This is a genomic window from Caulobacter sp., from assembly GCF_039596335.1.
Classification (GTDB): Bacteria; Pseudomonadota; Alphaproteobacteria; order Caulobacterales; family Caulobacteraceae; genus Caulobacter.
On record NZ_JBCNJZ010000004.1, the window covers coordinates 344,384 to 357,833 of the forward strand.

At 69.4% G+C, this 13,450-nt stretch carries 13 protein-coding genes; 7 read left to right on the forward strand and 6 right to left on the reverse strand.

Features of this window, described 5'->3' with window-relative positions:
* The first annotated feature begins 61 nt into the window (after positions 1 to 61).
* Positions 62 to 952 (forward strand): LysR family transcriptional regulator, encoded by an 891-nt coding sequence (locus ABDW31_RS10665; RefSeq protein WP_343698692.1) that lies wholly within the window; start codon positions 62 to 64, stop codon positions 950 to 952.
* On the opposite strand, the gene ABDW31_RS10670 is transcribed toward ABDW31_RS10665, so the two are convergent.
* The 3 genes from ABDW31_RS10670 to ABDW31_RS10680 all read right to left on the reverse strand — a co-directional run bounded on the left by ABDW31_RS10670 (position 949) and on the right by ABDW31_RS10680 (position 3,667).
* Positions 949 to 2,226, reverse strand: coding sequence for a DUF1254 domain-containing protein (locus tag ABDW31_RS10670; RefSeq protein WP_343698693.1), 1,278 nt, complete (start codon positions 2,224 to 2,226; stop codon positions 949 to 951). The two genes, ABDW31_RS10665 and ABDW31_RS10670, sit on opposite strands and share 4 nt — an antisense overlap.
* A gap of 132 nt (positions 2,227 to 2,358) precedes the next feature.
* Positions 2,359 to 2,775 carry a host attachment protein gene (locus ABDW31_RS10675; protein WP_184721379.1) on the reverse strand — a complete coding sequence of 139 codons (417 nt, stop codon included), beginning with the start codon at positions 2,773 to 2,775 and terminating at the stop codon, positions 2,359 to 2,361.
* Between the two features lie 100 nt (positions 2,776 to 2,875).
* Complete coding sequence (locus tag ABDW31_RS10680) at positions 2,876 to 3,667, reverse strand: RNA methyltransferase (RefSeq protein WP_343698694.1); 792 nt, start codon at positions 3,665 to 3,667, stop codon at positions 2,876 to 2,878.
* 79 nt (positions 3,668 to 3,746) lie between these two features.
* Here ABDW31_RS10680 and ABDW31_RS10685 point away from each other — a divergent pair, with 79 nt between their 5' ends.
* A complete protein-coding gene (locus tag ABDW31_RS10685) occupies positions 3,747 to 4,742 on the forward strand; it encodes a serine hydrolase (protein ID WP_343698695.1) in 996 nt (331 codons plus the stop codon).
* Here the strand turns inward: ABDW31_RS10685 and ABDW31_RS10690 are convergent.
* Positions 4,739 to 7,165, reverse strand: coding sequence for an ATP-binding protein (locus tag ABDW31_RS10690; RefSeq protein WP_343698818.1), 2,427 nt, complete (start codon positions 7,163 to 7,165; stop codon positions 4,739 to 4,741). The two genes, ABDW31_RS10685 and ABDW31_RS10690, sit on opposite strands and share 4 nt — an antisense overlap.
* A 303-nt stretch (positions 7,166 to 7,468) precedes the next feature.
* Between ABDW31_RS10690 and ABDW31_RS10695 the strand changes: the two genes are divergently transcribed.
* Positions 7,469 to 8,680 (forward strand): NADP-dependent isocitrate dehydrogenase, encoded by a 1,212-nt coding sequence (locus ABDW31_RS10695; protein ID WP_343698696.1) that lies wholly within the window; start codon positions 7,469 to 7,471, stop codon positions 8,678 to 8,680.
* Positions 8,681 to 8,747: 67 nt separating this feature from the next.
* Here ABDW31_RS10695 and ABDW31_RS10700 read toward each other — a convergent pair whose 3' ends face one another.
* Entirely contained in the window at positions 8,748 to 9,338 is a 591-nt protein-coding gene (locus ABDW31_RS10700) for a CAP domain-containing protein (protein ID WP_343698697.1), read from the reverse strand.
* 153 nt (positions 9,339 to 9,491) lie between these two features.
* Between ABDW31_RS10700 and ABDW31_RS10705 the strand changes: the two genes are divergently transcribed.
* From ABDW31_RS10705 to ABDW31_RS10720, 4 genes are all read left to right on the forward strand, one after another.
* Positions 9,492 to 10,070: a DUF2939 domain-containing protein gene (locus tag ABDW31_RS10705; protein ID WP_343698698.1), complete on the forward strand. Its 579-nt coding sequence runs from the start codon at positions 9,492 to 9,494 to the stop codon at positions 10,068 to 10,070.
* Positions 10,071 to 10,079: 9 nt separating this feature from the next.
* Positions 10,080 to 11,027, forward strand: a complete 948-nt coding sequence (locus tag ABDW31_RS10710) for an AEC family transporter (RefSeq protein ID WP_343698699.1) — start codon at positions 10,080 to 10,082, stop codon at positions 11,025 to 11,027.
* An 80-nt stretch (positions 11,028 to 11,107) separates the two neighbouring features.
* A complete protein-coding gene (locus ABDW31_RS10715) occupies positions 11,108 to 12,412 on the forward strand; it encodes a PepSY-associated TM helix domain-containing protein (protein WP_343698700.1) in 1,305 nt (434 codons plus the stop codon).
* A gap of 82 nt (positions 12,413 to 12,494) precedes the next feature.
* On the forward strand, positions 12,495 to 12,878 hold the full coding sequence (locus tag ABDW31_RS10720; RefSeq protein ID WP_184724095.1) for a VOC family protein: 384 nt from the start codon (positions 12,495 to 12,497) through the stop codon (positions 12,876 to 12,878).
* Between the two features lie 27 nt (positions 12,879 to 12,905).
* Here ABDW31_RS10720 and ABDW31_RS10725 read toward each other — a convergent pair whose 3' ends face one another.
* Positions 12,906 to 13,322 carry a hypothetical protein gene (locus ABDW31_RS10725; protein ID WP_221444720.1) on the reverse strand — a complete coding sequence of 139 codons (417 nt, stop codon included), beginning with the start codon at positions 13,320 to 13,322 and terminating at the stop codon, positions 12,906 to 12,908.
* Positions 13,323 to 13,450 lie beyond the last annotated feature (128 nt).

The following is a 13,450-nucleotide window of genomic DNA, read 5'->3' on the forward strand; positions in this document are numbered from 1 at the left end:
ATAATCCCTGTCAGCGCAAAACATTGTTGCACACAGAAAACAATAAGCGCATTCGCACGAAATGAGCCGCTGGGACGGGATCGACGAATTTGTGGCGACGGCCGAGGCCGAGAGCTTCTCGGAAGGCGCGCGCCGGCTGGGCCTGTCGACCTCCGGAGTCAGCCGTGCGGTGGCGGGCTTGGAGGAGCGGCTACAGACCCGCCTGCTCTATCGCACCACACGCCGGGTCAGCCTGACCGACGCCGGTCGCGCCTTCCTGGCCCGCTGCCGCCAGCTGATCCTGGACCGCGACGAGGCCCTGGCCGCCGTCGGCGAGGAGGACGGGGCGCTGAAGGGCCTGCTGCGCATGACCTGCTCGACGGCCTATGGTGAGCGGTTCGTGGCCCCGGCGGTCAACGGCTTCCTGCTGGCCCATCCCAAGCTGTCGATCGAGCTGGCTCTGGACGATGCGGTGCGCGACATCGTCTCGGAGGGCTTCGACCTGGCCATTCGCTTTGGTCGCCTGACCGACAGCCGGCTGATCGCCAAGCGCCTGGCCTCGCGCACCCGCCGCCTGACCGCCTCGCCAGCCTATCTGGCCTGGGCCGGCGCGCCGCAGAGCATCGCGGACCTGTCGCTGCACGCCTGCGTGCTGGGTGCGTCCGACACTTGGCCCCTGCGAGAAACCACCGCCGACGGCGAGCGCGAGATCGCCTTCAAGCCGCAGGGTCGCTGGCGCTGCAACAGCGGCCAGGCGGTGCTGGACGCGGCGCTGCAAGGCTTGGGGATCTGCCAGTTGCCCAACTTTTATGTCGACGCCGCGATCGCCGATGGCCGCCTGGTCCCGGTGCTGGAAGACGCCCGCCCGGCCGACGAAGGTGTTTGGGCCGTCTATCCGCACCTGCGCCTGCTGCCCGCCAAGGTGCGCCTGCTGGTCGAGCACCTGGAGCGCAGCCTGGCGGTGGCCGGCTAGAGCTTCACCACCGCCGGCACGCGGAAGCGGCCGTCCAGCAGTTCGGCGCGCGGCAGATAGGCGCGCAGGAACAGGGCGAAGGGACCGGACTTGGGCGCGGGCAGCCAGTTGGCGCTGCGTTCGCCGCCGGGATCGCTGCGGCCGATCCACAGGTCCAGCGAACCGTCGGCGTTGCGCTTCAGGCCCGGGGTGCGGTCACCGATCGTGTAGCGCTTGATCGGATTGTCGGTGAAGAAGAACTGCCCGTCCGGCAGGGCCTCGTACATCGACAGCGACCAGAAGGCGTCCAACGGCAGTTGGGGCGGCAGGGTCAGGCGATAGAGGCCATCGCCCGTGAAAGTCCCCGCCCCGTCGTCGCCGGCCGCCTTCAGGTATATGGCCTCGGCTACCGGCAGCGCGCCCAGGCCCTGCAGGGCGACGATGCTGCGATAGAGATAGTCCTGGCCGTAGTCGCCCAGGTTCGGGCGCGGATACGACCAGCCGCCGGTGAACACCTGTCGGCCGCGGGCAAAGACGGTGATCATCCGCGCCTGCTCGACCCCGGCCGCGGCCGTGGCGGCGTCGAACGGTCCCGCGCCCAGGAACGGTGCGGTGCGGGCCAGGATCTTCAGGTCGGTCGCCGGCGCGGGATTGGCGGCCAGCAGCGCGCGGGCGGCGGCGAAGTAGTCGGTGGGCGCGGCGTCGCGGGCGGCGAAGGCCGGGACCGGCGCGCCAGGCGGCCCCTTCACGACGAAACCGTCCTGGGCCTTGTGGGCAGCGGCCAGATCGGCCTCGCCGTCGACCAGGGTGCGGATCAGCAGCCAGGCGTGCGGCGTGGCGATCCGCACCGGATTGGGACCGCTCGACGCCTGTCCAGGTCCGCACAGGGTGAAGGTCCCGCCCCGGCCACCGATCGTGCGTGTGCCCAGCACCACATCGTTGTTGGTGAACATGTCCATGACCGCCACGCAGTAGTAGCGCGCGCCCAGCGGCGGGATAGTCAGGGTCACCGGCCCCTTGGAGAGATCCAGGAAGGCGGTCGAATAGAGGGTGTCGTTGTTGGGCGTCGTGACCCACCGCATGGTGTGGTCCGACAGCGTCCGGGTATGGATCAGCGTGTTGATCGCCGCGCCCGGCGCCTTCAGCGCCCGCGCCCGGGTGGTGGCCATCTCGATCAGCGGCAGGGCGTAGAGATAGGCGTCACGCGCCACCGTGGCGTCGCCTTCAGCGGCCTGGGCGAAAGCAGGCGCAAGGCCCAGCGCGCCGGCCGCGGCCAGCAGTTCCCGACGGTTCACGCCGCCCCCCCAACACTTGTTTGAAGGGAGTGAACGCCCGATCCGCCCGTCGGGCAAGTCCTCAGGCGATGAGCTGGACCGGAGCACGAGGGGAGGAGTTTCGCGCTCCGGTCCGCCCCCTCTCGCTACACGTTACGCTGCCCGGGCGTGACGTGCGGCGTGAACCACTTCCTGCAAGGTGATGATGGTGGCGTCGACGCGTTCGTGCGGGTCCGAGCCGACCACCTTGCGGGCGACCGGCGACGACAGCGATCCGCGCAGGTGGCCCAGGGCGCGCGGCGGAGCCACCAGGATCACTTGGTCAAACGACTGCCGGCAGATCAAGTCGTCGAGTTTCTTGCCCAGGGTGCGCAGGAACGCCTTCTCGGCCCGGTCGCGCACGTCGCCCGCATGAACGATGTGGGTCGGTCCCTCGTGCTCGTGATGCTCGCGCATCCCCGGCAGCCATTCGGGGCGGTCGTGCAGCGGACCGTCGATTCGGGCCTGCTCCAGCAGGCGGGCGCGGTGTCCGTCGGCGACGACCACCAGGGTTCTTGCGTCGGGGGTCATGAAGGGCTCCTTGCGTCGACCACGCCGGAACCCTGCTCCCACCCGCTCCGCCGGCGGATGATCGGCGTCAATTCCGACGCCGGATCAACTCCTTAAGGAGCTAGCCCTCGCCGTCCTTCTTGGCCTTCTCGGCCAGCTTGGCCAACACACGGCCGCGGCCCTTGCTGAGCGCGGTGATCACGCCGCGGAGGGTGCGGACTTCCTGGTCGGTCAGGCGGGCGCGGGCCAGCGGGACCCGCAAGTTGCGCACCATCGACGGGCGCTTTTCCGGCGGATGATAGAAGCCGGCCTTGTCCAGCTCGCCCTCGAGATGCTCGTACAGGCCCAGCAGCGTCGCCTGGTCGGCGGGCTCCTCGACATTGTGCTCGAACTTCTTCCAGGGCCGGTCGTCCTGGGTCATCTTCCATTCGTAGGCGTTGATCGACACGGCCTGGGCCAGGTTCAGCGACCGGAAGCGCTCGTCGATCGGGATCGAGACGATGGCCTGGCACAGGGCGATGTCGTGGGTCTCCAGGCCCGCGCGCTCACCGCCGAACAGCAGGCCGACGGCCCGGCCATGGGCGACTTCCTCAGCCAGATGGCCGGCGCTCTCCCGCGGGGTATAGACCGGCAAGCGCGTCTCGCGCGGGCGGGCCGTCGTGGCGTAGACCAGCTTCAGGTCGGCGATCGCCGCTTCCAGGCTGTCGAACACCTTGGCGTCGTCCAGCGGCCAGTGGGCTCCCGAAGCGCTGGCCCAGGCCCCCTCCTGGGGCCAACCATCGCGCGGCCGCACCAGGCGCAGATCGTACAGCCCAAAATTGGCCATCACGCGGGCCACCGAGCCGATGTTCTGGGCCAGCTGGGGCTCGTTGAGGATCACGCAGGGCGGAACGGGCTTGAATTCGTCGGTCATCCGCACCCTTTGCCGCCGACCGCACGCCTCTTGCAAGCTTTAGCACGCAGCCGAACCGCCACGGCCGCGTTTAGCCCGCATGTCGCGCCGCGCCCTCCTGACCGCTCTCGCCGTCCTCCCCCTGCTGGCCGCCTGTGGCGAAAAGCCGATGCTGGGCCAGGAAGAGCCCGCCATCGATCCCAAGGCGCTGCAGAAGCGGATGGAGGCCATCGCCGCCCGCGCCGCCCCTGCGACCCTGGGCGTGGCGGTCATCGACCTGGGCACCCGCCAGCTGTGGGCGTTCAATGGCGAGCGGCCGTTCCCACTGGGGGCGGCGTCCCGCATTCCCATCCTGGCGGCCGTGATGGGCGAGATGGAGGCCGGGCATCTCCAGCCGACCGAGACCATCACCGTCCGCGACGTCGACCTGTCGCCGCCGCCCAGCGCCGTGGCCGACGCCTGGCCGGGTCGCAAGGACTACACCGTCGCCGAGCTGGAGGCCCTGGGCCGGGCCGGCGACACCACGGCCCTGGACGTGCTGACCAAGCGCATCGGCGGGCCGGGCGGCGTCAACGGCTGGCTGCAGGTCGAGCGGCTGGATCATGTCAGCGTCGACCGCTATCGCCGCCAAGTCGCCACCGACGCCCGGGGCCTGGCCTCGTTCCGCGCCGACTGGAAGACCGAAGAGGCCTGGCAGAAGGCCATCGAATCCGTGCCGACCGCCGAGCGCACCCAGGCCGGCCGCGACCGCGGCGCCGACCAGCGTGACACCGCTACCCCGATCGGCATGATCCGGCTGCTGGAGGCCTTCCTCAATCGCGAACTGGTCAGCAAGCCCGACGCCGCGCGCCTGCTGGGCCGTGACCCGGGCTATCTGGCCGCCGCCCTGCCCCCGGGCGCGCGGCTGATCCAGAGCGCCGGCACGTCGCCGAGCAATCTGGGCGTCTCGCCCTCGATCCACAGTATCGCCGTGGCCGAGCTGAAGACCGGCCAGCGCATCGCCTTCGTGATCTTCCTGACCGCGTCGAGGGCCGACACGGCCGCGCGCGAAGCCATCGTCGCCGACGTGGGCCGGGCGGTGTTCAAGGAGTTCTAGGCTCGCCGGGCCCGCGCCAGGGCTTCCAGCAGCTGGGCCGGATGCAGCGGCTTGGCCAGATGCAGGTCCGCGCCGGCGGCGTGGGCGGCGGCGACGTGCTCTTCCATGGCGTTGGCGGTCAGCATGATCACCAGCATCCGCCCATCGCCCGAGGCCGCCTCGCGCGCCCGGATCGCCCGGGTGGCGCTCAGGCCGTCCATGACCGGCATCTGCATGTCCATCAGCACCGTGTCGAAGCGGTCGTGATCCAGAGCGTCCAGCGCCGCCTGGCCGTCCTCGACCATGGTCAGGTCTACGCCGAACGGCTCCAGCACGATCTCGACCACCTTGCGGTTGGTCGGATGGTCCTCGGCGACCAGCACCCTCAGCCCCTCCAGCGAGATCTCGTCCTGGGCCTGACTCTCGATCTCGGGTGCGGCGTCCGCCAAGCGCGGCAAGGGCAGCACGACCTCGAAGCGCGCGCCCTGCCCGGCCACCGACTCCGCGTCGATGCCGCCGCCCATCATCTCGGCCAGGGCCGCGCAGATCGACAGGCCCAGGCCGGTGCCGCCGAACTGGCGGGTGATCGACTGGTCGGCCTGGACGAAGCGCTTGAACAGCCGCTCGCGCACGTCGCCATCGAAACCGACGCCGGTGTCCCGGACCACGAACCGCAGAGCGCCGTCGACGCGATCGACCTCCAGCGACACCTCGCCCTGGACGGTGAACTTCACGGCGTTGGCCAGAAGGTTGGACAGGATCTGGCTGATCCGCCCCGCATCGCCCTCATAGGTCCCTTCGGCCGCCGGCGAGACCGACCAGCGCAGCGCCAGGGACTTGGCCTGGGCCACCGCCGCATGCAGCTCGGCCATGCCCCGCACCAGCTGGACCAGGTCGAACGGCGCGGGGGTCAGCTGGAACTCGCCGGCCTCGATCTTGGAGACGTCCAGGATGTCGCCCAGCACCTGCTCCAGCAGCCGGCCCGAGGACGAGACCAGGGCGGCCATTTCGCGCCGGGCCACCGGGTCCTGCTCGTCGGCCAGGCGGTCGCCGATGGCGATCACCCCGTTCAGCGGCGTGCGCAGCTCGTGGGACATGTTGGCCAGGAACACCGACTTGGCCTGGTTGGCGCGCTCCAGCTCGGCCGTGCGCGCGGCGACCCGGTCTTCCAGCGACCGCAGCAGCTCGACATTACGGTCACGTCCGCTGCGTAGGGTCCGGGCCAGGACGCCGAATTCATCGTCGCGGGCCTCGATCGTTTTGGTCACCGTCAGGTCGCCGATGCGCAGGGCCTGGGCCAGGGCGCCAAGCGGCGCGGCCACCATCTGGTTGGTCAGGCGGTAGAGCAGCAGCACTTGGATCGCCACGCCAATGAAGCCGAACAGCAGCACCCAGGACGCCGTCTTCAGCGACGACCAGACGATGTCGCCCGACGGGAAGGTCATCAGGAACCACCAGCCTGGCTCGTCCATGCGGCCATAGGCCACCAGCTTGGTCCCGTCCGGCGACAGCACCGTGCCGACCGGCCGCTCTTCGGCGTGGATACGCGCGATCAGGGGCTTCAGCTTGTTGTCGATCTCGAACCGGCGCAGCACGTCGGCGTCGACCACGCCCTTGCGCGCCAGCCCCTGGGCCGCGACCACCTCGCCACCGTCGGTGACGATCATGTTACGCCCGCCCGGCAGGGCGTCGGCCACCGCCCGCAGCAGATAGGAGTCCAGCGACAGGCTGGTGCCGAACGCGCCCAGGAACCGGCCCTGATAGTGGAAGGGCGTCACGCACGCCGCGTTCAGGCTGTTGCCGGTCGGGTCGGTTATCATCCGCCGCAGCTTGGTGCACTTCATGATCCGCTCGGGGTTGTTCTCCGGCAGAACCAGTTGGGCGATTTCCTCGTGGATGATGCTGAGGTTCGCCGGCGCGTCCTTGCGATAGAACATCAGCCGGTCCGAGCGGCGCGGGCCGAACATCATCAGCCGCATGTCGGGCGTGAAGAAATAGAAGTTGTCGTAGTGGCCGATCTCGGCCTCGCCGGTAGCTGCCACCACGTCTAGCGCCGACAGGTACAGCGACCGGTCCTCCGGCCTCAGATCCTTCGCCCGCGAGAGGAAGGCCCCGATCCCGTAGACGAAGCGGTCGCCCAGCCGCGCCCCGTCGAACAGCCCCGGCGCCGAGCGCCGCGTGCCGTCGCCATGATCAGGAAACAGCTGGTCGAACCGGGTCGCCGCCCGCGGGTCCTCGTCCTGGTCCAGACGCCGGGTCAGGGCGCCGGCGGCGGCCGAGTGCACCTTCACCAGGTCCGAGAACAACCGATCCTCGGTCTTGACCCGCTCGCCGACATATTCGGCCAGGTGCCGGCGCTGGGTTTCGGCTGCGCTCTCGCGCACAAAAACGAACGCCGCCGCGGTGGCCACGCCCGTCACCGCGATCGACAGGATCGCCACCATGGTCAGCAGACGCCGCGCCAACGGCGTGCGGACGTCCGCGGTCGCGCCCTGTTCAGTGTTCAATGCAGATCCCCAGGCCCCGTCCGGCGGCCCCACCCCTTGCGGAAGTTAGAGCGCATCTTCGCCGCGCGCTCCAGTCCACACCGGCGCAGGCGTCCCCAAAACACAGGCTGTCGCCCGGAACTGGCCCGATCGGCTTTTCCCTGGCGACGCAACAGTCTATAGCCTCCCGGTCCGCGCCGCTTCCTGGCCCTGTGCGCCAGATCGCCGCAAGCGCGCCACCGCCAGAGGAACATCCCCGCAATGGCCAAGATTAAAGTCGCCAACCCCGTCGTCGACATGGACGGCGATGAAATGACCCGGATCATCTGGAAGCTCATCAAGGATAAGCTGATCTTCCCGTACCTGGATCTGGAACTGGACTACTACGACCTGTCGGTCGAGAACCGCGACGCCACCGATGACCAGGTGACCATCGACGCGGCCAACGCCACGAAGAAGCACGGCGTCGCCGTCAAGTGCGCGACCATCACCCCCGACGAGCAACGCGTCGAGGAGTTCAGCCTGAAGAAGATGTGGAAGTCGCCGAACGGCACGATCCGCAACATCCTGGGCGGCGTCATCTTCCGCGAGCCGATCATCTGCCAGAACGTGCCGCGGCTGGTGCCGGGCTGGACCCAGCCGATCATCGTCGGCCGTCACGCCTTCGGCGACCAATACCGCGCGACCGACTTCAAGTTCCCGGGCAAGGGCACCCTGTCGATCAAGTTCGTCGGCGACGACGGCGAAGTGATCGAGCACGAAGTCTTCAAGGCCCCGGACGCCGGCGTCGCCATGGCGATGTACAACCTCGACGACTCGATCCGCGACTTCGCCCGCGCCTCGTTCGCCTACGGCCTGAACCGCGGCTATCCGGTCTACCTCTCCACGAAGAACACGATCCTCAAGGCCTATGACGGCCGCTTCAAGGACATCTTCCAGGAGATCTTCGACGCCGAATACGCCGACCAGTTCAAGGCCAAGGGCATCCACTACGAGCACCGCCTGATCGACGACATGGTCGCCTCGGCGCTGAAGTGGTCGGGCGGCTACGTCTGGGCCTGCAAGAACTACGACGGCGACGTGCAGTCGGACATCGTCGCTCAGGGCTTCGGCTCGCTGGGCCTGATGACCTCGGTGCTGATGACGCCGGACGGCAAGACCGTGGAAGCCGAAGCCGCTCACGGCACGGTGACCCGTCACTACCGCCAGCACCAGAAGGGCGAGAGCACCTCGACCAACTCGATCGCCTCGATCTTCGCCTGGACGCGTGGCCTGGCCCACCGCGCCAAGCTGGACAACAACCAGGAACTGGCCGACTTCGCCGCCACCCTGGAAAAGGTCTGCATCGACACCGTCGAGAGCGGCTTCATGACCAAGGACCTGGCCCTGCTCGTCGGCGACAAGCAAGGCTGGCTGACCACCGAAGGCTTCCTCGACAAGATCGACGAGAACCTGAAGAAGGCCATGGCCTAAGACGTTCAGGCTCCGGCCTGAAACCAGAACGCCCCCGGATCACTCCGGGGGCGTTTTTTCTTGGCCACTAGTCGCGCTGGACGATGGCCCCGGCGAAGTCGATCACGCACATCGCGCCCCACTGCCGGTGACCGCCGCAGGCCACCCCCACGGCGCTGTAGCCCGACGAGAAGATGTTGCGCCGGTGCCCACGCCCGGCCACCCGACTGTCGATGACCAGCTGCCGCACGATGGTGCGGGCGTCGTCGTGGCCGTACGAGATGTTCTCGGCGCTCATGCCGGCGAACACCCCCGCCGCCCGCAACCGCGCGCCCAGTCCGCCCGCCGCGCCATGGCCGACATCGCCGCGCGGTCCCTGAGCCTGGGCGTGCTCCCGCGCCGCCGCGTCCAGGCGACGATCAGCCTTCAGCGCCGGCAGCGGCGCCTGCCGTTCCAGGAACGCGATCGCCTCGCTCACCGCGCCGGGCTCCTCCTGCTCGAACACCCAGTCCGGCGCGCCCCGCAGCTCGCGCGCATACTCGCCCGGATTGGCGCGGACATAGTTCAGCTCGTCCAGCACGGCGGCGTCGAGATCGGCGGCATGGGCCAGGGCGGGAAGCGATACGGCCGAAAGAGCAGCCGCGGCGCGCACAAACGCCAAGGGACGGCACAAGAGCATGTGTCGTGACTCGCGATACTAGGGGTCCCTCAATGCGCTGATAGCAGCGTCTGGTCCCGCATGCGAGGCGCGCGTTGTCGCGGGGCGCGCGAGCGCCCTTGCGGTGGACGCCGATAGCTGTGATCTATCGCGTTAACCTTTCGGGAGGCGGCATTGACCCTGCAGAAGCGGATCTGGGACCTGATCGTTCTGGCGATCTTCGTCTTTGCCGCCGCGTTTGCGACCGCCCCGTGGTTTGCATTCCGGGCGCTGAAGGCCGCCGCCCAGTACGAGGACGTGCAGGCGATCGGCGAGCTGGTCGACTTTCCCGCCGTGCGCCGCAGCCTGACCGGCCAGCTGGTCGCCGACGCCCCGGCCGCCCAGCCCGAGAACCCGTCAATCTGGCGCGATCCGCTCAGCGTCTTCAAGAAGGCCATCGAGCCGATCACCCCGCCCGAGCCCAAGGTCGACCGCTATCTGACCGTGGCGGGCGTCTCGGCCCTGACCCGCGGCTATGCGCCGGGCAAGGCCCCTCCAGCCTCGGCCCAGGACGACACGATGCTGGGCAAGCTGCAGCACGCCGTCAAAGGTCCGTATCCCGGCATCGCCTATTGGGATCCCAACCGTGTGCGGATCTCGATCAAGCGCCCGGACGGCAGCGGCAAGACCACGATCTTCACCTTCGAGCGCAAGGCGCTGTTCACCTGGAAGCTGGTGCACATCCGCCTGCCCGGCGACGAACGCCAGGGCTAAACCGAACCGGTGCTGCCTCTCGTTCTCGATGTCCTGACGCGCGTCTGGCCGTTCTTCCTGCTGGTCGGGGCGGGCCTGGCCCTCACGCGCCTGCGGCTGCTAGACGCCATGATGGCGCAAGGCCTGTCGGCTTATGTCTACTGGGTCGGCTTCCCCGCCCTGCTGATCCACTCGCTGTCGCGCACCGGCCGGCCGGGCCCCGAACTTGTGGCGGGCCTGGCGGCCTACGCCGGGGTAGGCCTGGCGATCATCGCCGTCGTCGCCGTGGCGGGCCGGGCGCTGGGCTGGAGCAAAGCCGAGCGAGCCGGGACGGCCATGGCCTCAGGCGTCGGCAACAGCGCCTTCCTGGCCCTGCCGATCGCCGCCGCGGTGCTGGGGGCTGAGACCGCGCGGCTGGTCGCCGGGATCGTCGCCGTCGACTTCGTGATCCTGACCGCCGCGGGCGTGGCGCTGCTGGGCTGGGCGGCCGGCCGCTCGGTCTGGCGCTCGGTCCTGCAGGCCTTCCGCAATCCGGTGGTCGCCGCCGCCCTGACCGGCATCGGACTGGCACTGCTGGACCTGGCCCTGCCCGAGCCCCTGGACCGCGCGGTGGGTATGGCCGCCGCCTCGGGCAGCCCCGTGGGCCTGGTCGCCCTGGGCGCGGCCCTGGGCCTGCGCCAGGCCGAGGGCGAGGCCGCGCCCAAGACCTCGGCGGTGCTGCTGGCCGCCGTCGCCAAGCTGGCGGTGTTTCCGCTGCTGGCCTGGTGGGCGATCGGCCTAACCCCTGCTCCGCCCGCCTTCCGGATCGGCGCCACGCTGCTGGCCGCCGCGCCGACCGCCGTGAACGTCTTCATCCAGACCCGGGCCTATGGCGTCTTCCCGCGCGGCGCGGCGCGGGCCGTGGCGCTGAGCACGGCGCTGTCGGCCCTGACCCTGGCCGCGGCCGCCCTGCTGCTGGGCCCCGCCGCCGCCCCGTAAGGCCTCGCCTAGTTTGACTCCTAGGCGCCACGCCGGTAGACGCCTTTGCGAGTAATTATCGCTTGCGTGAGACCGGATCGATGGACGCCCGCACTCCTCCCGCCATCGCCCGCGCCGCCGAAGCCCCCCAAGGAACGTCGGGGCGCCGGCTCCCGCCGCTGCGCCCGATCATCGGCTTCTGGCACCGCTGGATCGGCCTGATCATGGCCGGCTTCCTGTTCATCTCGGGCGTCACCGGCGCGGTGATCTCGTGGGACCACGAGCTGGACGACCTGCTGAACCCGCGCCTGGTCCATGCGCCCACCGACGGCGCGGGCCTGCCGCCGCTGGAGCTGGCCAAGCGCATCGAGGCCCGCGATCCGCGCGTGCAGGTCACCTTCATTCCGCTGGCCCCGGAAGCCGGCGAAAACTATGCGTTCGGCGTCTATCCCAAGCAGGATCCGGCCACCGGCAAGCTGTTCAAGCCCGGCTACAACCAAGTGTTCGTCGATCCCGTCACCGGCGCCGAGGTCGGCCGACGCGAGTGGGGCGCGGCCTGGCCGGTGACCCGCGAGAACTTCGTCTCGTTCCTCTATGTGCTGCACTACAGCCTGCATATCCCAGCCATGTGGGGCATCGATCGCTGGGGCGTGTGGCTGATGGGCGTGATCGCCGTGCTGTGGACGATCGACTGCTTCGCCGGCGCCTATCTGACCCTCCCCTCACGCGCCTCGGCCAAGAGCGGCAAGAGCTTCTGGAGCCGCTGGAAGCCGGCCTGGCAGATCAAGACCAAGGCCAGCGCCTATCGCATCAATTTCGACGTCCACCGGGCCTTCAGCCTGTGGCTGTGGGGCGTGCTGTTCACCGTGGCCTTCACGGCCTTCTCGCTGAACCTCTACACCGAGGTGTTCTATCCGGTGCTGTCCAAAGTCTCGAAGACCACGCCGGGCCCGTTCGAGCTGCGCGCGCCCGCGCCGCTGGACCGGCCGATCGTGGCCAAGAAGACCTATGCCGAGGTCATCGACATCGCCAAGGCCGAGGCGGCCAAGCGCGGCTGGACTGACCCGGTCGGCGGGGCCTTCTACGCCCCCGGCTACGGCGTCTACGGCGTGACCTTCCACCAGCCGGGCGGCGACCACGGCGGGGCCGGCGTCGGTACGCCCTACCTCTATTACGACAGCACGACCGGTGCCCCCGCCGGCGAACGCCTGCCCTGGAAGGGCACGGCCGCCGACATCTTCGTGCAGGCGCAGTTCCCGCTGCACTCGGGCCGTATCCTGGGCCTGCCGGGCCGGATCCTGATCTCGCTGACCGGCGCGGTCGTGGCGATCCTCAGCGTCACCGGCGTGGTGATCTGGGAAAAGAAGCGTCGTGCGCGCAAGGGCCGGACCCGCAAGGCCGCCTGACATTCGAGACCGGCTGCTGACACCGATCGTCAGCGGCCGGGTTAGGGTCGGGATCAGAGGAGATCCCGCCATGACCAGCCCGATGATCAGCTACATCACCATCGGCGCCAGCGACCTGGATCGCGCCGGCGCCTTCTACGACGCCGTGCTGGGCGCCCTGGGCCATGCGCGGCTGTGGCGACAGGACGACTGGATCGGCTACGGGCCCAATCCCGATCACGCCACCATCCTGCTGTGCAAGCCCGAGAACGGCCTGCCGACCAAGGCCGGCAACGGCATCATGATCGGGCTGCGGGCCGAGACCGAAGACCAGGTCCGGGCGGCCCACGCCGCCGCCCTCGCCTACGGCGGCTCCAGCGAAGGCGAGCCCGGTCCGCGCCCGGTCTATGGCGACGGCTACTACCTGGCTTATGTGCGCGACCCGGACGGCAACAAGCTGTCTGCCTGCAAGATGCCGCATGGGTAAGCGGGCGTCGGCGCAGCCCGCGGGCGGTCAGTGACCGCCCTGCCCTGACTTGAACTCGACACGCACCGCCAGGAACGGTCCGGTTCCCCGGTTATAAACCGCATGCAGCCCCTCGGGCGGCGCCGAGGCCGCCCCCGTCAGGGCCTCGGCCGGGGCGTCCGTGCGACCGGTCTCCACCGGAACGCCGTCCACCAGCTTGTAGGTGATGTAGGTGATGGGTTGTGCGTGCTCGAAGTACATCACACTGGGCCATGCATGGTCGTGAACGGGCTCGCTGGCGCCGGGCTCGATCGTGACCCGCAAGACGCGGACGCTGTCGTTCTCGAGCAACACGCGATGGCTGCCGGGCGCGGCGGCCACGGCGTCGAAGGTCTTGGCCTCCTGCGCCCCCGCCGCTGAGGCAAGGCTGAGCAGCAGGACCATGGGGGCAAGGTGTCTGATCATCGTCGGATCCCGTGCGCTGAGGTCAGAGCCCACACCATCAGCCACGCTGGCGGCGAGAGCAAACGCCTCTGCAGCGGTCAGGACATGAAAAAGGGGACGCCCTGCGGCGTCCCCTTCATCGTTTTCAG

Coding starts and splice junctions, on each gene's coding strand:
- ABDW31_RS10665 (WP_343698692.1), top strand. CDS start 62: ATGAGCCGCTGGGACGGGATCGACGAATTTGTGGCGACGGCCGAGGCC.
- ABDW31_RS10675 (WP_184721379.1), bottom strand. CDS start 2,775: ATGACCCCCGACGCAAGAACCCTGGTGGTCGTCGCCGACGGACACCGC.
- ABDW31_RS10680 (WP_343698694.1), bottom strand. CDS start 3,667: ATGACCGACGAATTCAAGCCCGTTCCGCCCTGCGTGATCCTCAACGAG.
- ABDW31_RS10685 (WP_343698695.1), top strand. CDS start 3,747: ATGTCGCGCCGCGCCCTCCTGACCGCTCTCGCCGTCCTCCCCCTGCTG.
- ABDW31_RS10690 (WP_343698818.1), bottom strand. CDS start 7,165: ATGGTGGCGATCCTGTCGATCGCGGTGACGGGCGTGGCCACCGCGGCG.
- ABDW31_RS10695 (WP_343698696.1), top strand. CDS start 7,469: ATGGCCAAGATTAAAGTCGCCAACCCCGTCGTCGACATGGACGGCGAT.
- ABDW31_RS10700 (WP_343698697.1), bottom strand. CDS start 9,338: ATGCTCTTGTGCCGTCCCTTGGCGTTTGTGCGCGCCGCGGCTGCTCTT.
- ABDW31_RS10715 (WP_343698700.1), top strand. CDS start 11,108: ATGGACGCCCGCACTCCTCCCGCCATCGCCCGCGCCGCCGAAGCCCCC.
- ABDW31_RS10720 (WP_184724095.1), top strand. CDS start 12,495: ATGATCAGCTACATCACCATCGGCGCCAGCGACCTGGATCGCGCCGGC.
- ABDW31_RS10725 (WP_221444720.1), bottom strand. CDS start 13,322: ATGATCAGACACCTTGCCCCCATGGTCCTGCTGCTCAGCCTTGCCTCA.